This is a genomic window from Kribbella sp. NPDC023855 (assembly GCF_040639475.1).
In the GTDB taxonomy this organism is placed as follows: domain Bacteria; phylum Actinomycetota; class Actinomycetes; order Propionibacteriales; family Kribbellaceae; genus Kribbella.
In genome coordinates, this window is sequence record NZ_JBFAAA010000002.1 from 621,820 (window position 1) to 639,641 (window position 17,822).

General features: G+C 68.0%; 19 protein-coding genes. 9 read left to right on the forward strand and 10 right to left on the reverse strand.

Annotated features, from left to right (window positions below):
• Positions 1-20: 20 nt before the first annotated feature.
• From AB0F51_RS08695 to AB0F51_RS08710, 4 genes are all read left to right on the forward strand, one after another.
• Entirely contained in the window at positions 21-1,346 is a 1,326-nt protein-coding gene (locus AB0F51_RS08695; protein ID WP_360276146.1) for a LacI family DNA-binding transcriptional regulator, read from the forward strand.
• Between the two features lie 241 nt (positions 1,347-1,587).
• On the forward strand, positions 1,588-2,535 hold the full coding sequence (locus AB0F51_RS08700) for an aldo/keto reductase (protein WP_360276149.1): 948 nt from the start codon (positions 1,588-1,590) through the stop codon (positions 2,533-2,535).
• Positions 2,536-2,678: 143 nt separating this feature from the next.
• Entirely contained in the window at positions 2,679-4,205 is a 1,527-nt protein-coding gene (locus tag AB0F51_RS08705) for a hypothetical protein (RefSeq protein WP_360276152.1), read from the forward strand.
• A gap of 12 nt (positions 4,206-4,217) precedes the next feature.
• The gene (locus AB0F51_RS08710) at positions 4,218-4,763 is read left to right on the forward strand and encodes a DUF4240 domain-containing protein (RefSeq protein WP_360276155.1); all 546 of its coding nucleotides are present in this window, start codon (positions 4,218-4,220) and stop codon (positions 4,761-4,763) included.
• Positions 4,764-4,770: 7 nt separating this feature from the next.
• Here the strand turns inward: AB0F51_RS08710 and AB0F51_RS08715 are convergent, their stop codons facing one another.
• The 3 genes from AB0F51_RS08715 to AB0F51_RS08725 form a co-directional block, all read right to left on the reverse strand.
• Positions 4,771-5,466 carry a hypothetical protein gene (locus AB0F51_RS08715; RefSeq protein WP_360276158.1) on the reverse strand — a complete coding sequence of 232 codons (696 nt, stop codon included), beginning with the start codon at positions 5,464-5,466 and terminating at the stop codon, positions 4,771-4,773.
• 70 nt (positions 5,467-5,536) lie between these two features.
• Complete coding sequence (locus AB0F51_RS08720) at positions 5,537-6,769, reverse strand: DUF6596 domain-containing protein (RefSeq protein ID WP_360276161.1); 1,233 nt, start codon at positions 6,767-6,769, stop codon at positions 5,537-5,539.
• On the reverse strand, positions 6,766-7,119 hold the full coding sequence (locus AB0F51_RS08725; RefSeq protein WP_360277256.1) for a YciI family protein: 354 nt from the start codon (positions 7,117-7,119) through the stop codon (positions 6,766-6,768). Before AB0F51_RS08725 ends, AB0F51_RS08720 begins: the two co-directional genes overlap by 4 nt.
• Before the next feature lie 219 nt (positions 7,120-7,338).
• Here AB0F51_RS08725 and AB0F51_RS08730 point away from each other — a divergent pair, with 219 nt between their 5' ends.
• Complete coding sequence (locus tag AB0F51_RS08730) at positions 7,339-8,745, forward strand: MFS transporter (protein ID WP_360276163.1); 1,407 nt, start codon at positions 7,339-7,341, stop codon at positions 8,743-8,745.
• On the opposite strand, the gene AB0F51_RS08735 is transcribed toward AB0F51_RS08730, so the two are convergent.
• The 3 genes from AB0F51_RS08735 to AB0F51_RS08745 all read right to left on the reverse strand — a co-directional run bounded on the left by AB0F51_RS08735 (position 8,716) and on the right by AB0F51_RS08745 (position 10,070).
• On the reverse strand, positions 8,716-9,453 hold the full coding sequence (locus AB0F51_RS08735) for a GNAT family N-acetyltransferase (protein WP_360276166.1): 738 nt from the start codon (positions 9,451-9,453) through the stop codon (positions 8,716-8,718). The genes AB0F51_RS08730 and AB0F51_RS08735 overlap by 30 nt on opposite strands.
• Positions 9,454-9,498: 45 nt before the next feature.
• On the reverse strand, positions 9,499-9,837 hold the full coding sequence (locus AB0F51_RS08740) for a YciI family protein (RefSeq protein WP_360276168.1): 339 nt from the start codon (positions 9,835-9,837) through the stop codon (positions 9,499-9,501).
• A 77-nt stretch (positions 9,838-9,914) separates the two neighbouring features.
• Positions 9,915-10,070, reverse strand: a complete 156-nt coding sequence (locus AB0F51_RS08745; protein WP_360276171.1) for a DUF6131 family protein — start codon at positions 10,068-10,070, stop codon at positions 9,915-9,917.
• Positions 10,071-10,355: 285 nt separating this feature from the next.
• On the opposite strand from AB0F51_RS08745, the gene AB0F51_RS08750 reads away from it, so the two are divergent.
• Positions 10,356-11,339: an SH3 domain-containing protein gene (locus AB0F51_RS08750; protein ID WP_360276174.1), complete on the forward strand. Its 984-nt coding sequence runs from the start codon at positions 10,356-10,358 to the stop codon at positions 11,337-11,339.
• 64 nt (positions 11,340-11,403) lie between these two features.
• On the opposite strand, the gene AB0F51_RS08755 is transcribed toward AB0F51_RS08750, so the two are convergent.
• A complete protein-coding gene (locus tag AB0F51_RS08755) occupies positions 11,404-12,696 on the reverse strand; it encodes an FAD-binding oxidoreductase (RefSeq protein WP_360276177.1) in 1,293 nt (430 codons plus the stop codon).
• A gap of 98 nt (positions 12,697-12,794) precedes the next feature.
• Between AB0F51_RS08755 and AB0F51_RS08760 the strand changes: the two genes are divergently transcribed.
• The gene (locus tag AB0F51_RS08760; protein ID WP_360276180.1) at positions 12,795-13,553 is read left to right on the forward strand and encodes an aminoglycoside phosphotransferase family protein; all 759 of its coding nucleotides are present in this window, start codon (positions 12,795-12,797) and stop codon (positions 13,551-13,553) included.
• Here the strand turns inward: AB0F51_RS08760 and sigJ are convergent.
• Positions 13,540-14,415: an RNA polymerase sigma factor SigJ gene (gene sigJ / locus AB0F51_RS08765; RefSeq protein WP_360276183.1), complete on the reverse strand. Its 876-nt coding sequence runs from the start codon at positions 14,413-14,415 to the stop codon at positions 13,540-13,542. The genes AB0F51_RS08760 and sigJ overlap by 14 nt on opposite strands.
• Before the next feature lie 93 nt (positions 14,416-14,508).
• Here sigJ and AB0F51_RS08770 point away from each other — a divergent pair, with 93 nt between their 5' ends.
• Complete coding sequence (locus AB0F51_RS08770) at positions 14,509-15,273, forward strand: glycoside hydrolase family 16 protein (RefSeq protein ID WP_360276186.1); 765 nt, start codon at positions 14,509-14,511, stop codon at positions 15,271-15,273.
• A 152-nt stretch (positions 15,274-15,425) separates the two neighbouring features.
• Positions 15,426-16,472, forward strand: a complete 1,047-nt coding sequence (gene trpD, locus AB0F51_RS08775) for an anthranilate phosphoribosyltransferase (RefSeq protein WP_360276189.1) — start codon at positions 15,426-15,428, stop codon at positions 16,470-16,472.
• On the opposite strand, the gene AB0F51_RS08780 is transcribed toward trpD, so the two are convergent.
• Together AB0F51_RS08780 and AB0F51_RS08785 are read right to left on the reverse strand one after the other, a co-directional pair.
• Positions 16,469-17,020, reverse strand: a complete 552-nt coding sequence (locus AB0F51_RS08780; protein ID WP_360276191.1) for a dihydrofolate reductase family protein — start codon at positions 17,018-17,020, stop codon at positions 16,469-16,471. The two genes, trpD and AB0F51_RS08780, sit on opposite strands and share 4 nt — an antisense overlap.
• Before the next feature lie 64 nt (positions 17,021-17,084).
• Positions 17,085-17,813: a methyltransferase domain-containing protein gene (locus AB0F51_RS08785; RefSeq protein ID WP_360276194.1), complete on the reverse strand. Its 729-nt coding sequence runs from the start codon at positions 17,811-17,813 to the stop codon at positions 17,085-17,087.
• Between the last annotated feature and the right edge of the window lie 9 nt (positions 17,814-17,822).

Below are 17,822 nucleotides of genomic sequence, written 5' to 3' on the forward strand. Positions count from 1 at the left end.
TTTCAACACGGGGAGGCCGCGTGACACCGAGTGGCGCTGCGGACCGCGCCCGCCGTACGCCGGACCCCGCCCGTCCCCCGAAACCCCCGGCCGGCCGAGCGAGCCGGTCGGCGCGGACCGGACGCTCGGCCGACCCCGCGAGCGGGCGGGCCGGAGCAGCCGCCGGTCGTGCGATGGATCCCCAGGATCCGATCGGGGCCAAGGATGCTGCCCGGGCGGCCAAGGAGGTCGCGCGGGGACGAGAACCGGGACGCGCGAAGGATTCGGCGCGAGCGGCCAAGCCCGCAGTGCGGCGGCAGCCGCGCCGGTTGCGGTCGGGCGGTACGGCGCGATCGGCAGCCGGGGTCAAGGATGTCGCGGCGGCAGCCGGTGTCTCTCTCGGCACGGTGTCGAACGTCCTGAACCGGCCGGAGATGGTCAGTCCAACGACACGCGCGAAGGTCGAGGCCGCGATGGCCTCCCTCGGGTTCGTCCGGAACGAGTCCGCGCGTCAACTCCGGGCCGGTTCCAGCCGGATCATTGCCTACCTGATGCTCGACGCGGGCAACCCGTTCTTCACCGACGTCGCCCGCGGCGTCGAGGAGGCCGCGCAGAAGGCGGGCCTGTCGGTCTTCCTCTGCAACAGCAACGAGGACGCGGCGCGCGAGGCAGACTATCTCGATCTGCTCGAGCAGCAACGTGTTCAGGGTGTGCTGATCACGCCGATCAACCCCGACTCGTCCCGCCTCAGCAACCTACCCAACCGCGGTACGCCGGTGGTTGTGGTGGACCGTGCGATCGACGACGGCGAGCACTGCTCGGTGGCCGTCGACGACGTGCTGGGCGGCGAGGTCGCCCTGGCGCACCTGATCGAGCTCGGCCACGAGCGGATCGCCTTCGTCGGCGGACCGAACACGATCGGGCAGGTCACCGACCGGCGCGCGGGTGCCCACGAAGCACTGCGGAAGGCCGGCCTGCCGGCGTCAAACCTGGTCGATGTCCTGACTGGCGCGCTGACCGTTGCCGAAGGTAGGGGCGCTGGGCAACGACTTGCCGGGCTGCCCGCGGACCGGCGCCCGACGGCCGCGTTCTGCGCGAACGATCTGCTGGCCCTGGGCCTGCTTCAGCAATGCGTGAGCCTCGGGCTGCGGGTGCCGGAGGATCTCGCGATCGTCGGCTACGACGACATCGAGTTCGCCGCGGCGGCCGCAGTACCGCTGACGTCGGTTCGCCAGCCACGCCAACTGCTCGGCCGGACGGCGGCGGAGTTGCTGCTCGACGAGTCGTCGAACCCCGATCACGAGCACCAGCGCGTGACTTTCACCCCGGAGCTCATCGTGCGGACCTCGACGCGCGGCAACACGTAGTACCGGCTGGATGTTCGCCTCGGTCCCGAGCCGGTCGTCTGACCGCCGTACCCCTGCGGACGCCGGTAAGCGCGCCCGGCCCGAGGCCGAAGAGCACAAACCTTACCTTGGCGGGGTTGCCTTCCGGCAGGCGGAGTACGGGCTCGGCCTGCATCGCCGGTCCGCTATTTGATACTCGGCGTTTCGAATAGCGACACCGTGTCTTGACCTTGAGCGCACTCCAGCATCGAGGCTGAAGGACATGACTGAACTGAACATCACCCTCGGTGCCATGGAGTACGGCACCCGCATCGACGAGAAGACCTCCTTTGCACTGCTGGACGCGTACGTCGACGCCGGTGGCGTCTGGATCGACACCGCCAACTGCTACGCCTTCTGGCAGCACGAGAGCGGCCACGGCGGCCAGAGCGAGGAACTGCTCGGCCGCTGGTTCGCTGCCCGGCCGGGAGTCCGGGACCGGGTCAAGCTCGCCACCAAGGTCGGCTGCGAGCCCCTGTGGCCGGGAAGCTTCCCGGAGCGCACCGAAGGGCTGACCGCCCAGGCGATCGACTCCGCCCTGGAGACCTCGCTGCGCCGCCTCGGCATCGACCACATCGACCTGTACTTCGCGCACCGCGACGACCTGGAGACACCGCTGGAGGAGACCGTCGGCGCCTTCGGCAAGCACGTCGCGGCCGGCACGGTCGGCAGGATCGGCCTGTCGAACTACGCCCTGTGGCGGGTGGAGCGGATGCGCGGCCTGGCGGAGAAGCAAGGCGTGGAGGCCCCGACGGCCCTGCAACTGCGCTACTCGTACCTGCAGCCGAGGCCGCTCGTCCGCGACAACGCTCACGACCACCGCTTCGGCTGGATCACCGACGAGGTCCTGGACTACGCGGTACGCAACCCGGAGCAGCAACTGTTCGCCTACAGCCCGCTGATGTCCGGCGGCTACGAGCGCGAGGACCGCCCGATCCACGAGGCCTTCGACCACCCCGGCACCACCCGCCGCCTGGAAGCCCTCACCCAGGTCGCCACCGAACTAGGCGTCAGCCGCAACGAAGTAGTCATCGCCTGGCTCACCGGCGGCACCCCCGCCGTCACCCCAATCATCGGCATCAGCACCCCCAACTACCTCACCACCGCCCTAGCCGGCGCCCACCTAACCCTCTCCCCCGACCACAGAACCCTCCTCGACGCCGCCTGGTAGGCAAGGGCGGGACCTCACCGTCTGTTCGGATCACGCTCAGGCCTTCACGTTGTGTGACGGAAGGCGTAGCGTCCCGAACTGACGGGCGAAACATGTGGACCTGGTCCGGGCTCGCAGTAGCCAATGCCTGTGGGGGCAATGACATGGCAGAGGAAAGCTGGCACCAGGCGCGGTTGATCCCGACCTCGGGAATCAACGGAGCGGACGAGCAGGAACGACGGGCGACTTCGGCGCTCTTGGCGGTGATGACGTCGGTCCGCGAGTTCGGCCGGGTCCTGATCCAACCGCTGGGAGCGCCGTCCGGGGCGCTGGAGGCCTTCATCGAGGTCCCATTCCAGTTCGGGGAGCGGAGGCTCTATCCAGACGGCCTGCTGCGGGCCCGGCGAGGTCAGAAGCAATGGACTGCACTGGTCGAGGTGAAGACCGGTGTCAACCAACTGGAGACCGAACAGCTCGAGGCCTATCTGGACATCGCCCACGAGCAGGGGTTCGACGCGGTGATCACGATCTCCAACGAGATCCCGGCGATGGCCGGAATGCACCCGGCCAAGGTGGACAAGCGAAAGGTCAGGCGAGTCGCACTGCACCACTGGTCCTGGTCGATGGTGCTGGCCGAGGCTGTGCTGCAGAAAGAACACCGCGGCGTCGCCGATCCGGACCAGGCCTGGATCCTCGGTGAGCTGATCCGGTACCTCGAACATCCGCGCTCAGGCGCCTTGCAGTTCGAAGACATGAGCAGCTCGTGGGTGACCACCCGGGAGGCGGTTGCGGCCGGAACGCTTCGTCCTGGCGACAAGTGCGCGCCAGAGGTCGCTGCCCGGTTCGACGCGTTGCTTCGCTATGTCAGTCTTCAGCTGGGCCGACGCCTCGGGGACGACGTCACTCCGGCGCTCAGCAGGAAGGAGTTGGCCGAACCGGCGCTGCGCTCTCAGGCACTCGTCCAGTCGATGTGCACGACCGGGACCATGCAGGGCGCGATCAGCATCCCGAATGCCGTGGGTCCGCTGGTGGTGACGGCCGATCTCCGCGCCGGACAGGCAGTCTGCCATGTGGATGTGGCGGCGCCGAAGGACGGCAAGCCGACCACCAGGGTGAACTGGCTGGTGCGTCAGCTCCGTCACGCACCCGAGACGGTCAGGCTGGAAGCCTTCACCCTGCATTCCCGCGGGCCTGGTACGGCGGAGCTGCTGAAGAACGTCCGCGAGCAACCCACAGTGCTGATCGAGGATCCCCGCAAGGAACTCCGATCGTTCCAGGTGGCGCTCACCCTGCCACTCGGCACCAAGCGGGGCCGGGGGCGAGGTGCCTTCATCGACTCGGTCGAGAACGCGATCAACACCTTCTACGGCGAGGTCATGCAGGATCTGCGTGCCTGGACGGCGGCACCTCCGCGGTTGCGAGAGACTCCGGAGCAGCCCGAGGAACGCCCGTCCCTCACCTCGACCGCACTTTCCTCGCAGGACGGTCAGGAGCCAGAGCCAAGCCGCCCGGACGACGCCGAGCACGAACTGACGCCCGCCGCAGCCCCTGCTGAGCCATCTGCCGAGCCGGCCCGAACGGCTGAGCCAGATGAGCTTCAACCGGTCGTCGAGCGGCCCGATCACGAGCCACCTTCGCCGGCTCCCGCAACGGATTCCGGGCAGGGGATGCTTGTGGACCGGGTTTCGTGACACGATTTCGGGGTGGACAGGGATGGGTTTTGGGAGCTTGTCGAGGCGGCTCGGGTTGAGGTGGATGACACGGTGGCGGATCCCGATGGGGTCGCCGACTCGTTGACGAAGGCGTTGGGTGAGCTGACGCTGGAGGAGATCGCCGGCTTCGGCGTGGAGCTGGAGCGGTTGCAGGCGGAGTCGTACCGGTGGGATCTGTGGGGTGCGGCGTACCTGATCAACGGTGGCGCCTCCGACGACGGGTTCGACTACTTCCGCGGCTGGCTGGTCGCGCAGGGGCGGGAGGTCTGGGAGGCCGCACTGGCGGATCCGGACTCGCTGGCCGACGTGGTCGACGAGGATCTCGGCGAGGGCTTCGAGGGCTTCAACGGTGAGGGCATGCTGAGCGTCGCCCTGCACGCCTACCAGTCGGCCGGCGGCTCCGAGACGGACTACTGGGAGGCGGTCGAGGCGGGCGGCGTCGACATCCCGGACGTACCGGTCGGCGAGAACTTCGACTTCGACGACAGCGACGAGCTCGAAACCCGCTACCCCCTCCTGGCAGCCCTGCAGGACTAAGCCGCGCCTAGCCTGGTTCGCCGCTGAGGCGTTCTATGAAGGTGCGGAGGGAGCGGCGCCAACCGGCTGGTTGGGCGGCGTCTTCGTCGGCTACCGCGAGGCTCACCAGGTGCTGGGTCATTTCGAAGCCCGCCACGGCGTCACGCAGAGCAGTGAGAGTTTCCTCCGGTACTGCGTGCCGCCCGTGGTCTGGCTCGTCGTGGTCTTGGCCCACCGGGTGGCTGACCCAGCCGGCGCCGAAACTGTTCGGTACCAGGAGCTCGGGCACGAGCGACTCGTGCGAGAGGGACGCGAGGTCCTTGTTGCCGTTGTCGATGCTGAAGATCGTGGTGCCACGCCGGCGTACGTCGTCGATGCGTTCCAGCAGCGTGTCCGCGGGAGTCTGCTCGGTGACGACGAGCAGCGACTCGCCCCGACCCGCCTCGCGCAGGCGGTCAAGACCGATGGCCAGATGGGGTGGCGCGTCCGGCGGCGGCGCCCATCGGACGAGGGACGGGCGGATGTCCTCGATGCCGGCTCGGTGCAGCTCGTCGTCCAGGTGGGCGGTGAGGTGCCACGGCTCGTCGTCGGCCGGACCGAACAGCATCAGACCGCCCGTACGGGTGGTGAACCTGCGCAGCGAGTGGGCGAACTCGGTCGTACGGCTGCCGAGTTCCGTCCCGGTCAGCATCTCGCGCAGGAGCGACGCCTTGGTGAGATCCACCCTTCAAAACTGACACACCCGCGGCAGCCACGCGACTCGGGGTGAGGAGCCGTCCCAAGCTGTGACCGGATCAGCTCAAGCGGTCCGCTTTGGACTGGAGGTAGTTGCGTTCGGGAATCGACGTCGTCCGGCGAGCGGCCAGCAGGTAACTCGCGCGGGCACCGGCCAGGTCCCCCGACATCTCCAGCAGGTGCGCGCGCACCGCTTCGAGGCGGTGGTGCTCGGTGATCCGGTTGTCCGACTCGAGCGGTTCCAGCATCGCCAGCCCTTCCTTCGGGCCGGTCGCCATCGCCACCGCCACGGCATGGTTCAGCCGGACCATCGGGTTGTCGGAGATCTGCTCGAGCACCTGGTAGAGCGCGACGATCTGCGGCCAGTCGGTGTCCTCGGCCCGCTCCGCGGTCGCGTGCACCGCGGCGATCGCGGCCTGTACCTGATAGGGCCCGAGCTGGGTCCGGGAGAGTGCATCGGAGACGAGCGCCTCACCTTCGAGGATCATCTCCTTGTTCCACTTCGACCGGTCCTGCTCGGCCAGCGGGATCAGGCCGCCGTCCGCATCGGTCCGCGCCGGCCGCCGGGCGTCGGTGAGCAACATCAAGGCCAGCAGGCCGGCGACCTCGCCGTCGTCCGGCAGCAATCTACGGACGCCCCGCACCAGCCTGATCGCCTCGGTGGTCAGCTCCGCGCTGTGCAGCGACGTACCGGACGACGTGGTGTAGCCCTCGTTGAAGATCAGGTACAGAACATGCAGCACGGCACCCATCCGGGCGTCGCGCTCCGCCTCGGGCGGCATCTCGAAGGTGCTGCCCGCCTGCTTGATACTGCGCTTGGCCCGACTGATCCGCTGCGCCATAGTTGCCTCAGGCACCAAAAACGCGGAGGCGATCTGCGCGGTGGTCAGACCGCCGACGGCCCGCAGCGTCAAGGCGATCTGCGAGGCCGCCGACACCGCCGGATGGCAGCACAGGAACAACAGCGTCAACGTGTCGTCGCGGCCACCGGGGTCGTCGATGTCCGGCGCCGAGGCAACGAACTCCTCCGGCGCCGCCAGGTTGGCCGCGTTCTCCTCCCGACGGCGCCGCGCCGACTCGCTGCGCAGCAGGTCGGTCAGCCGCCGTGAGCCGACCCTGATCAGCCAGCCGCGCGGGTTGTCCGGCACACCCTCGGCCGGCCACTGCTGGGCAGCAGCGAGCAAGGCCTCCTGCACGGCCTCCTCGGCCAGGTCGAAGTGCCCGTAGTGCCTGACGAGCGCACTGAGCACCTGCGGGGTCTCTTCCCGCAGCAGGAGCTCGAAGTCGCTCACATCTCCAGCCCGGAGCTGTCCATCACAGGTCGCACCTCCACGGCCAGGTACTTCGCGTCCGGTATCCGGGCGGCGTACTCGATCGCCTCGTCGATGGTGTCGCACTCCACCAGGTAGAAGCCTGCCAGGTGTTCCTTGGCTTCGGCGTACGGGCCGTCGGTGGTGGTCCGGGTGTCGCCGCGGACCAGGACCGTCCGGGAGGTGATCGGGTCGGCCAGGCCGGCGGCACTGACCAGCATGCCCTGCTCGGTGAGCTCTCTGGTCAGCTCCTCGTGCGATCGGGACAGGCCCTCACGCTGCTCGGCCGTCAGACCGGCCCAGCTCTCCGGGTTGCTGTAGATCAGCAGCATGTACTTCACAGGCACCATCCTGACGGTCACGGAGGTCCCGGCGACCCCCTCACACCCGGTACGTCGAAGCAAACCCCACCGATCTCGACTTCCTGCCGAACAGGTCCCGAAAGAAATCTCCACCGCCGGTGCCGAAATGTCGAGCCCTCGCCAGGCGGTACGACGTACCGGGCGGATGACGCCCGGCCCGGGCGTCCGGAGTACTGGAGGCCCCTCGTCATGGAGAACGCTCCCGATCCGAAGCGCTGGTACGCGCTGGCCCTGCTGTGTCTGGCGGGGTTCATGATCATTCTGGATGCGTCCATCGTGCTGGTAGCAGTGCCGTCGATCGAGCGTGAGCTCACCTTCTCCAGCGGTGGGGTGCAGTGGGTGCCAAGTGGTTACGCACTGATGTTCGGCGGACTGCTGCTGCTCGGAGGACGCGTGTCCGACCTGCTGGGCCGGCGGCGCGTACTGATCGCCGGACTGCTCCTGTTCGCCGCCTCGTCGCTTCTGTGCGGCTTCGCCTGGACAGGCGACACTCTGGTGTTCGCACGCGGCCTGCAGGGGATCGCTGCCGCAGTACTGGCTCCTAGTGCGCTGTCGATCGTGATGACCACGTTCCCGGACGGCGCCGAGCGCAACAAGGCACTGGGCGTCTGGGGAGCGACCAGTGGAGTCGGCGGTACTGCGGGATCCCTGATCGGCGGGCCGGTCACCGACGGGCTCGGCTGGCAGTGGATCTTCTTCATCAACGTGCCCGTATGCCTCCTGGTCGTCGCACTGGCTCCGGTACTGCTCAAGGACAGCCGGGGACCCGGCCGACGCGGTTTCGACCTGGCCGGCGCCATCACTGTGACCGCCGCCCTGATCGTTCTCGTGTACGCCGTCATCGAGGCGCCGACGTCATCGGCCGGCCGCACCACCTTGCTGGCACTCGCCTCGGCCGGTCTCTTCGCGCTGTTCGTCCTGGTGGAGAAGCGGTCGTCCGCACCACTCGTACCGCTACACATCTTCCGCTCCCGCGCCGTCGTGGGCGGCAACCTGATCGGGATGACCTGGGGGCTCACGGCCTTCGGACTGACCTTCGTCTACACGCAGTACGCCCAGCACGCTCTGGGTACGTCGGCTGTCCGCTACGGGTTGATGTCCTCGGTGGTCGCGGCCATGGCGGTCGGCGGATCGATCCTGGGCCAGAACATCGTCACCCGCATCGGCCCGCGTCCAGTCGCGGCAGTTGCCCTGGTGCTGGGCGGTATCGGCTGCACGGTGATGAGCCTGCTCACCGTGTCGTCCGGGTACTTCGAGGTGGCGTTCTGGGGCCTGACCATCTTCGGCGCCGCACTCGGCGCGGGGACAGTGGCCGGTTCGATCGCGGCCTTGAGCGAGGTCGCCGAGAAGGACTCCGGTGTCGCCTCCGGCCTGCAGAACGCGTCCTTCCAGATCGGCGGCGCGGTAGGTATCGCGGTCCTGTCGGCGGTCGCCGTCGGCAACACGAGCGGGACGACGCCGGCAGAGCTGGTGTCCGGCTACCGGGTCGCCTTCGCCGCCTGCTGGGCATTCATCGCGCTGGGGCTTGTCGGCACCAGCCTGTTGGTCAGCAAGAAGCGTGCTGCCTCACGCGACGCGGTAGTGGTAGGTGTGTGAGCGGGCGAAGCCCACACTCTCGTAGAGGCGCCGAGCTGGTTCGTTGCCGGCCTCCACCTGGAGGTAGAGCCGCTCGGCGCCCCGGCTGCTTGCCCACTCGGCCCCGGCGTACAGGACGGCAGTAGCGAGGCCCTGCCGGCGGTACTCGGCGCGGGTGGCCATACAGAACAGACCGGCCATTCCCGGGGCACCCACGAACAGTGCCGAACAGGCGATGCGTCCGTCCAGAGTGACACTCACGTACGCCGCCGGCTCGGCCAACTGAGAAAGCACGCTCTCGGCAACAATTGCACTGTCTCCATGATCGTCAAGCTCCACAAACCCTTGCAGCCAAGGGGTTGTCGGCTTGTCACTCACCTCGACGACTACCGCTTGATCGTGCGGAGTCCGGGACAACACCTCTTCCGTACTGGCGGTGAGGACCAACGTCGGGGCAGCGTGCTGATAGCCCTTGGCAGCCAGTTCGGCGTCAAGCTCGGTGTTGAGTTCCGCTGGAGCGATCTGGATGCAGACCGGGAGCTGGTGCTCGGCGAAGAACGCTTCGGCCGTGGCGATCGACTGCCCACCGGACTTCAGCGGCAGTGCGGAGTTCGAGCGGCGACGCCCTACTCCCGGCGTACTGCGTAACAGCCACCCGCCGGACTTCTCGGCATGGGCGGCCGGCCAGGCCTTGGCGGCGTACTCCTCGATCGTCCAGGCATCATCCATCGGCCCAGACTAGCTGGATAAAGATGTCATGGACAACATATTTATTCAAGCGGTGAGCAGCGTGCCGCGCAGTTCGACCCGGTCGCCGACCAAGGCGGACACCCGGCCGGCGATCTCCTGCGCACGCTCGTCGTCGGCGACGTCGACCATGAAGAACCCGGCCAGTTGCTCCTTGGCCTCGCCGAACGGCCCGTCGGTGACGACCTTGACGCCGTCCCGCACCTGGACCACCCGGCCCTCGCCCGGCCCCGACAGACCCTCCGAACTGACCAGCTCACCGGTCCCGGCGAGTTCGCCCTTGAACTTCGTCAACTCGCGAACCACCCCCAGGTCGTCCGCGGAACGGGTGGGGGCGTCGCCGTAGATCAGTACGAGGTACTTCATACCGCCGGATCGTAACCGGCCCAACCGACAGAAAACCCCGCGAGCCGAAGCTCGCGGGGTTGCTTCCGTCCGCCAGATCAGTACCAGTGCTTCCGTCCGCCGACGGCACGACCGGTGGATCCCAACAGGAACAGGACCGCTCCGACCACGAGCAACACGATGCCGATCGTCCACAGGATCGGGATACTCAAAACGAATCCCAGAATCAGCAGGATCAGTCCGAGGACGAGCATGAAGCCTCCTAGTTTCTCGGGCCGCCAGGGCGGTGATTGGCGGCACCTCCATCTGGTGCCCAGCCGTATTCGTCGGTAACCCGTCGGGAGTTCGCAGTACCGCGCAGGCGACCCGGAGTACAGGGCCGGCCACTCGTAGTACCGATCAGCGGCGCACGGCCCTCCGCTGAGCGTGCGTCATGTTCGCAATGCGTTAAAAGTCCGCGCCGGTTGGTGGACTTGCCGGGATGTGTGCTTGACTCCTCCGGTCGATAACGTTTTGATCTCGGCAGATTGGGTGAATCAGTGGCTGAAGGACGGCATAGACAGGCGCGGCACCGTCATCCGCGCCCGAAGGTGATCGGCCCCGGCATCGTGAAGGTTGCGATTCCCGGCGCCGCGGTGGCATTACTTGCCACCGGCTCCGCAGTCGCATTTCCGGACGAGACCCCGAAGCAGGATGTTTCTACCGCCAGCTCGCCCCTGCAGCTGAAGCGTGAGACGCAGACCAGCCGGGACGCCTTTCGTCCCTCGCTCGATCTCGCTCCGACCAAGGCACCGACCCAGGCTCCGAAGCCGAAGGCTCCGCCGGTCGCGAAGCACCTGAAGAAGCAGGCGCCGATCCCGAAGCCCACGTCGGTCAAGACCCGGGCGGCGGAGAGCACGAAGACCGAGCTTCCGCCGAAGATCATCGGCAGCAAATACACCACCACCGATGTGAACCTGTGGAGCGCACCGGTGTCCGGCACCCTGCTGACCGTGCTCGACAAGGGCACCAAGGTCTCGGTCACCGGAGAGGTCAAGGGCGCGTTCGCGGAGGTCGTCCGCGACGGTGTCCGCCGCTGGGTCAAGGCGCAGTACCTGGCGGCGACCAAGCCGGTGGACAAGCCGGTCGAGGACGGCAGCCCGTCGCAGGCAGCCTGCAAGTCCGGCTCGAGCGTGGAGAGCGGCCTCACGGCCGACGCGATCCGGGTGCACCGCGCGGTCTGCAACATGTTCCCCTCGGTCACCTCGTACGGCGGGCTCCGCAGCGGCGACAGCGGCAGCGAGCACTCCACCGGCCGGGCGCTCGACATCATGGTCCGCGGCTCGCTCGGCCAGGAGATCGCCGACTGGCTCCGGGCCAACCGCAAGGCCCTCGGCATCAGCGAACTGATCTGGTCGCAGAAGATCTGGACGGTCCAGCGCAGCAGCGAAGGCTGGCGTTCGATGGAGGACCGCGGCGGCGACACCGCGAACCACTACGACCACGTGCACGTCTCGGTCTACGGCAACTCCGGCACGCTCTGAGATTCACCCAGCGCGAGAGCAACGGCCCGGCCTCGAGGGATGAGGCCGGGCCGTTGTGTTGCCGTCAGGCCGGCGGCAGGTTGTGGTTCAGGTGGAAGAAGTTCTCCGGGTCATAAGCGCGCTTGACCGAGCGCAGCCGGGCGAGGTCCGCTTCGGCATACGCCGAGGTCGCGCGGGCCGGGTCGGCCAGGAAGTTGAGGAAGGTGCGACCGGTGGTGCGCAGTACGGGCGCCAGCTCGGGGACCTCCTGGTCGATGATCAGCGAGTACGTCGCGCCGCGGTGGCCGACCGGGGCGGCGCCGGGACCCGGGTGAGCCATCGCGCCACCCCAGTGACGGATCTCGACGGTCGCGCTCGGCAGCTTGGCCAGCTCGTCGAGCAGGTCGTCCGCGAGGGTGTCGACCAGGTCGAGGTAGCGGGCCGGCGTACCGCCCATCGCGGACTCGCCGAACGGGGTCGTCTTCAGCTCACCGGCCAGCACCGGACCGGCCACCTCGAACAGGGGCCGCAGGAGGTGCTCGGCCAAGTCGGCTTCACCGGCGTACGAGGCCTTGATCGCGAGAGCGCGAGTCGTCGTACCGGGGAGGCGGGTCAGCAGGATCGCGGTGCTCAGCTCGTTGGGGATGGTGGCTGACCAGTCGCGGTAGAACTTGAGCGTCTCGGCCGCGTTGTCGATCCCGAAGTACACGATGCCGGAGTGGACCTGCGGGACGGAGTACAGGCGGAACTCGAGTGAGGTGACGATGCCGAAGTTGCCGCTACCGCCACGGATCGCCCAGAACAGGTCGGGGTGCTCGTCAGCGCTTGCGGTCACTACTCGGCCGTCTGCGGTGACTACCTCCGCACGGATGACGCTGTCGGCGGCGAACCCGTACTTGCGGGCCAGCCAGCCAACACCGCCGCCCAGCGTGTAGCCGGTGACTCCGACGTCCCGGGAGGACCCGGCCAGCGGTGCAAGGCCAAACTGGCCGGCTGCATCGATCACCGCGCCCCAGCGAGTCCCGGGGCCCACCTTGGCGACCTTGCGCTGCGGGTCAACCAGTACTGACGTCATGGCCGAGGTCCTGAGCAGGATGCCGCCATCAGCCGGTACACGCGTGCCATGCCCAGTCGCCTGTACTGCGAGCGGCAACCCGAGCTGCCGGGCAGTGCGGACTGCCGCCTGCACGTCGGACCGGCTGAAGGCCTCCGCAACCACCAGCGGGCGCGAGTCGAACGTCGGCACGATCGACTGCCGCAGTACGTCGTACTGCTCGTCCCCCGGCCGGTGGACCGACCCGTTGAACCCAGCGCCGAGCAGAGCCGCCACCACGTCGCTGCCAGTGGTCTCTGCCGCGAGAATCGCCTGCGTGCTCATCCTGTGACTCCTTCGCCGTATCCGTGTTCTCACCAACACGTCGAAGGAGATAGGCCGCTCTTGACACGTCCCTCAGACTTTTTGAGACTCTTCGCCAGATGACCCACACCCACGCCGTCACCACCCACGGCGAGCTCGTCACCAAGCGGTACGTCTCGTGGGCCCGCGACGAGCACCTGCGAGAGTGGACCGCCCTCCAAGCTCTTGCCCGCCACGCACCAGATCTCGGCCCCGCCCCTGTCTCGCTGGACCCCAGCGGCCCGGTACTGGTGATGTCCCGAGTCGGCGGGCGACCACTGGCCGGTGCACTGACACCTGTCGAGCTGGACGGGCTCGCAACGGCACTAGGCCAGCTCTGGGCGCTCCCGACGGCTGACCTGCAGCCGATCCCGCTCACGGGGCTCCTTCCTCGGGTGCGCGCCGACATCGCGTCGTACTGCGCCGTGGGCGTCATCGGTGCTGCCTACGAGGCGGCTGCAACCTGGCTGAGTGGTCCTGAGGTCGACAGCCTCTTCCTGCCCGGCACCCCGGTCATCGGCCATGGCGACCCCAACCTGTCGAACTACCTCTGGGATGGCTCGCGGGTACGGATCGTCGACTTCGAGGACTCCGGGGTGAGCGACCTGTCCTTCGAGCTGGCGAACCTGGTCGAGCACCTCGCCGGGCGCGAGACCGACTGGTCCGGCTTCGCTGGCCGGTTCCCGGTCGACCAGCGGCGGCTACTCACAGCACGCCGGCTGTGGGCGATGTTCTGGCTGACGCTCCTGCGCCCTGGCGGGCCGGCTGAGCACCGGAACCCACCAGGGAGCGGTGAGCGGCAGGGCGAGCGGGTGCTCGGGTTGCTCAGGCGGGGATAGCGAAGGACTCGAGGCGGGGAAGGTCGGCGAGGATGTTGATCTCGGTGATCTTGCCGTCGTGCAGCGTCACGTCCATGACGCCCATCAGGGTGTCGCCGACGACAGTGACCACGCCGAGGCGGCCGTTGACCAGCGCCGGGCGGCTGTGCGGAGCCAGCTTGGTGAACGTGAGCGCCTGCTCGACCACCGCGAGGGCGCCCCGGACCAGCTTGGAGACGGCGGGACCGCGGCCTTCCGTAGTACCGGCGTCGGCGCGGAGGACGACGTTCGGGTCGAGGAGGGAGAGCAGCGCCTCGAAGTCGCCGCCGCGCGCGGCGGCGAGGAACGCGTCGACGACTTCGCGTTGCCGGCTCACGTCGTTGTCACCGACCGGTGCGCCCTGAACCCGGCGGCGGGCACGGGAGGCGAGCTGCCGCGCGGCGGCCGGAGTCTTGTCGACGACCTCGGCGACCTCGTCGAAGCTGAGCCCGAACATGTCGTGCAGCACGAACGCGAGCCGCTCGGCCGGCGACAGCTTGTCCAGCACGACCATCATCGCCAGCCCGACGGCATCGGCGCGGACCGCCTCGTCCTCCGGGTCGACCGGGCTCAGGATCGGATCGGGCACGTACAGGTCGTCGAGCGGATCCTCCCGCCGCGTCTTGCGGCTGCGCAGCTGGTCGAGGCAGACCCGCGACACCACGGTCGTCAGCCAGCCGGCCAGGTTCTGGATGTCGCTCGCGTCGGACCGGCTGAGCCGCAGCCAGGCCTCCTGGACAGCATCCTCAGCCTCACTGACTGATCCGAGCATCCGGTAGGCCACCGCCCGCAGGTGCGCGCGGTGCTGCTCGAACTGGCCGGCCAGTCGCTCGATTTCGTCCACAGGTCACAATCTCTCGTCGCGGTCCGTCAACCCGTTGACGGTTCGGGCACCCATCATGTGACAACTCGCCGTCAGCCCGCCCATCATTACCGGATGGCAGAGCGTCAGCTGATCTTCGAGGACCACTTCGACGGACCGGCGCTGGACACTGCGGTCTGGCTGCCGAACTACCTGCCCCACTGGAGTTCCCGCGCCGCGACAGCCGCGCAGTACGAGCTCAAGGACTCGTGTCTGCGGTTGTTCGTCCCACCCGAGCAGGGAGTGTGGTGTGAGGACGACCACACGCCGCCGCTGCGCGTCTCGGGGATTCAGTCGGGCAACTTCTCCGGGCCGGTCGGCAGCACGGTCGGGCAGCAGCCGTACCGCGAGGGTGTTGTGGTTCGCGAGGAACAGGAGCCGTTCTGGGGTTGGACGCCTTTCAACGGATCCGTCGAACTGCGCGCCCGCGCCGTCGTCTCGCCCCGCTCGATGGCCGCGCTGTGGATGGTCGGCCTGGAGGACCGCCCCGAGCGCTGCGCCGAAATCTGTGTCACCGAGATGTTCGGCAAGTCCGTCGTTGCCGGCGAATCCGTCGAGGTCGGCATGGGTCTGCACAGCTTCCGCGACCCGTCGGTCCCCGAGGACTTCGAAGCCGTCCGCCTCCCGCTCGACCCTTCGGACTTCCACCTGTACGCCGTCGACTGGACTCCCGACCGCGCGGACTTCTTCGTCGACGGGGAGCTGATTCGCAGCTCCGCCAACCCGCCGGCGTACCCGATGCAGCTGATGGTCGCGGTCTTCGACTTCCCCGACGAAGCGGAGCCGGGAGACGACCTCGTGCCCGAGTTCCAGATCGACTACATCCGCGGGTACTCCTAGGTTATTGTCGTCGCGTGACCACGCGTCTGAGCAGCTGGTGGGCCGTCGACTAGGCGGCCTGCTTGTTCACGCGTAACCAACCGGCCGCCTCGATGAGGCGGCCGTTGTGATGTTCCAGCCTCGTCGGGTCGGCGCTACCCCGAGGACTGTCGATGGCAACGACGTTGCGTACTGCGGACCGCAGCTGGTCCGCGCTCATTTCCGATCTGCTCGTCGGTCGTGAACTGACGCGTGCGGAGCTCTGGTGGGCGATGGATGCCGTGGTGGGTGGCGAGGCCAGCTCGGCGCAGATCTCCGGTCTGCTGATCGCCTTGCGGGCCAAGGGCGAGACGCCGGGCGAGATCGCCGCTCTGGCTGCCGGGCTGCGGCGGCACGCTCTGGCGGTCGACGTTCCGGGGCCGTTCGTCGACATCGTGGGGACGGGTGGTGATGGCACCGGCGCGGTCAACATCTCCACCATGGCGGCGATTGTTGCCGCGTCCACCGGCGTGACTGTGGTCAAGCACGGCGGTCGAGCGGCGTCGTCCCAGACTGGCGGCTCGGCGGATCTGGTTGAGCACCTGGGCATACCGCTCTCCCTGTCACCTGCAGACGTACTGCGGACCGTGGAGACGGCCGGCCTCGCTTACCTGTTCGCGCCGCGCTTCAACCCTGGGCTGCGGCAGGTGGCTGCGGTACGGCGTGAGCTGGGCGTCCCGACCGCGTTCAACGTCCTTGGGCCGCTCATCAGCCCGGCGGATCCGCAGTACCAGCTTGTAGGAGTCGCCGATGCGCGGATGCAGCCGGTCATTGCTCAGGTACTCGCTGACCGTGGCTCCACCGCCTTAGTCGTCCGAGGCGACGACGGCCTCGACAAGCTGACGACTACTGCCGCGTCCTGCGTATGGGTTGTCCGCGACGGCCACGCAGTACCGGAACTACTCGACCCACGCGCGCTAGGCCTACCCCTGTCATCACTAGCCGACCTACGAGGCAGTACTGCGCCCGGGAACGCCGCAGTACTTCGCTCCGTCCTGGCCGGCGACCCCGGCCCCGTGCGGGACGTAGTACTCCTCAATGCGGCGGCTGCTGTCGCAGTGAGCCACCTCGGCCCCGAGCCCCTAGCCCTGCAACTAGCCGCCGCCCTCGACCTCTGCACCAAAGCAATAGACACCGGCCAAACCGCCACAACCCTGGCCCGGTGGGTAGATGCCTATTAGGTGCGGTAGCGCAGGAGGGTGACTCCGGAGTGGAAGGGTTGGGTTTCGGCTAGGTGGAGGGTGGTGGTGGGAGAGCCGTCTGGCCAGAGGCGTGCGCCTTTGCCTACTACGACTGGGTAGACGAACAGGCGGTACTCGTCGACCAGGCCGGCCGCTACCAGTGAGTGGACCAGCTTGATGCTGCCGGTGGTCACGATGTCCTTGCCTGCTTGGGCTTTCAGGGCCTCCACCTCGTCCAGCCCGCGCAGTACGGTGCTGTGCACCCACTGCGGGTCCTGCAGAGTCGTGGACACCACGTACTTCGCCACGGTGTTGAGGTAGTCGGAGATGCCGGTCGGGTCGTCGGTCTGGTGCGGCCAGTAGCCGCGCATCTCCTCGAACGTCTGCCGTCCGACCAGGAAGGCGTCAGCAGCCTCCCGCTGCGCCTCCAACGCCGCCAGTACGTCGGACAGGTCCGTCTCCCCGGCATCACCGGGGTTGAACCACCCTTCGCTCGCGTCGATCACCCCATCGAGCGTGATGTTCTCGGTGACCACCAGATCCCGCATGCTCCGACCTCCGTTCGTGGCTTTAGGAGCTACGTCGGAGGCCGGTACCCATCCTCGACAGGCATTAGCTCTTCGTCGCGCGGAAGACGAGCAGGCGGGCCTCGTCGGTCAGCGGCTCTTGGTGCCAGCCGGCGTACACCTCGATGTTCTCGAAACCGGCTGTCCGCAGGGCGGCGCGGATCTCGTCGGTTGTGCGGAAGTACAGGACGGTGGTGTAGACGGCGTTGGTGCCGTCTACGAAGACGTTGTGGGCGTCGAAGACCACGCGACCGTTGTCCACCTCGGTGACCTCGAGCCACTCGCGCAGGTGCCCGACCGGGGTGTTGCGTTCGTAGTACGACGCCTCCGGGCTCCACTGCTCCCAGGCGCGCGCCGCTGGATTGCGGCTCTCGAAGCTGATGACGCCGCCCGGTCGGAGCGCCGCTGCGAGGTTGTCGAGGACCCACGGGAGGTCGTCGTCGCTGATGTGCATCATCGTGTTCCCGCTGCTCACCACCAGGTCGGCGTCGCCAGTGGCCTCGATCGCACTGGCATCACCGTCCACCCAGGTGACTTCCTCAGCGCCCGGCTGCCGGCGCGCGTAGCCCAGCATCGTCGCGCTCGGATCCACGCCGACCACCACCCGCCCCGGCGCTACGAAGGCTCGGGTCAGCAACCCGGTTCCGCACCCGAAGTCCACCACCTTCCGAGCCCCAGCCGCGAGACTCAGGAAGTACGCGTGGTCGTCCCCCGGCGGGTTGTCGCCGTCGTAGAGCCCCACCAACCGCTCATCGCCGTACGGATCCGCAGTCATCCCCGCACG

What these genes read in the sequence shown, in the direction of transcription:
- AB0F51_RS08700 (WP_360276149.1), top strand. Translation starts at nt 1,588, where the DNA reads ATGACTGAACTGAACATCACCCTCGGTGCCATGGAGTACGGCACCCGC.
- AB0F51_RS08705 (WP_360276152.1), top strand. Translation starts at nt 2,679, where the DNA reads ATGGCAGAGGAAAGCTGGCACCAGGCGCGGTTGATCCCGACCTCGGGA.
- AB0F51_RS08725 (WP_360277256.1), bottom strand. Translation starts at nt 7,119, where the DNA reads ATGCTGCTGATCTACAGCAACCCGGAGAGCTGGGCCGGTCTGACGGCC.
- AB0F51_RS08730 (WP_360276163.1), top strand. Translation starts at nt 7,339, where the DNA reads ATGGAGAACGCTCCCGATCCGAAGCGCTGGTACGCGCTGGCCCTGCTG.
- AB0F51_RS08735 (WP_360276166.1), bottom strand. Translation starts at nt 9,453, where the DNA reads ATGGATGATGCCTGGACGATCGAGGAGTACGCCGCCAAGGCCTGGCCG.
- AB0F51_RS08740 (WP_360276168.1), bottom strand. Translation starts at nt 9,837, where the DNA reads ATGAAGTACCTCGTACTGATCTACGGCGACGCCCCCACCCGTTCCGCG.
- AB0F51_RS08745 (WP_360276171.1), bottom strand. Translation starts at nt 10,070, where the DNA reads ATGCTCGTCCTCGGACTGATCCTGCTGATTCTGGGATTCGTTTTGAGT.
- AB0F51_RS08755 (WP_360276177.1), bottom strand. Translation starts at nt 12,696, where the DNA reads ATGAGCACGCAGGCGATTCTCGCGGCAGAGACCACTGGCAGCGACGTG.
- AB0F51_RS08760 (WP_360276180.1), top strand. Translation starts at nt 12,795, where the DNA reads ATGACCCACACCCACGCCGTCACCACCCACGGCGAGCTCGTCACCAAG.
- AB0F51_RS08770 (WP_360276186.1), top strand. Translation starts at nt 14,509, where the DNA reads ATGGCAGAGCGTCAGCTGATCTTCGAGGACCACTTCGACGGACCGGCG.
- trpD (WP_360276189.1), top strand. Translation starts at nt 15,426, where the DNA reads ATGGCAACGACGTTGCGTACTGCGGACCGCAGCTGGTCCGCGCTCATT.
- AB0F51_RS08780 (WP_360276191.1), bottom strand. Translation starts at nt 17,020, where the DNA reads ATGCGGGATCTGGTGGTCACCGAGAACATCACGCTCGATGGGGTGATC.
- AB0F51_RS08785 (WP_360276194.1), bottom strand. Translation starts at nt 17,813, where the DNA reads ATGACTGCGGATCCGTACGGCGATGAGCGGTTGGTGGGGCTCTACGAC.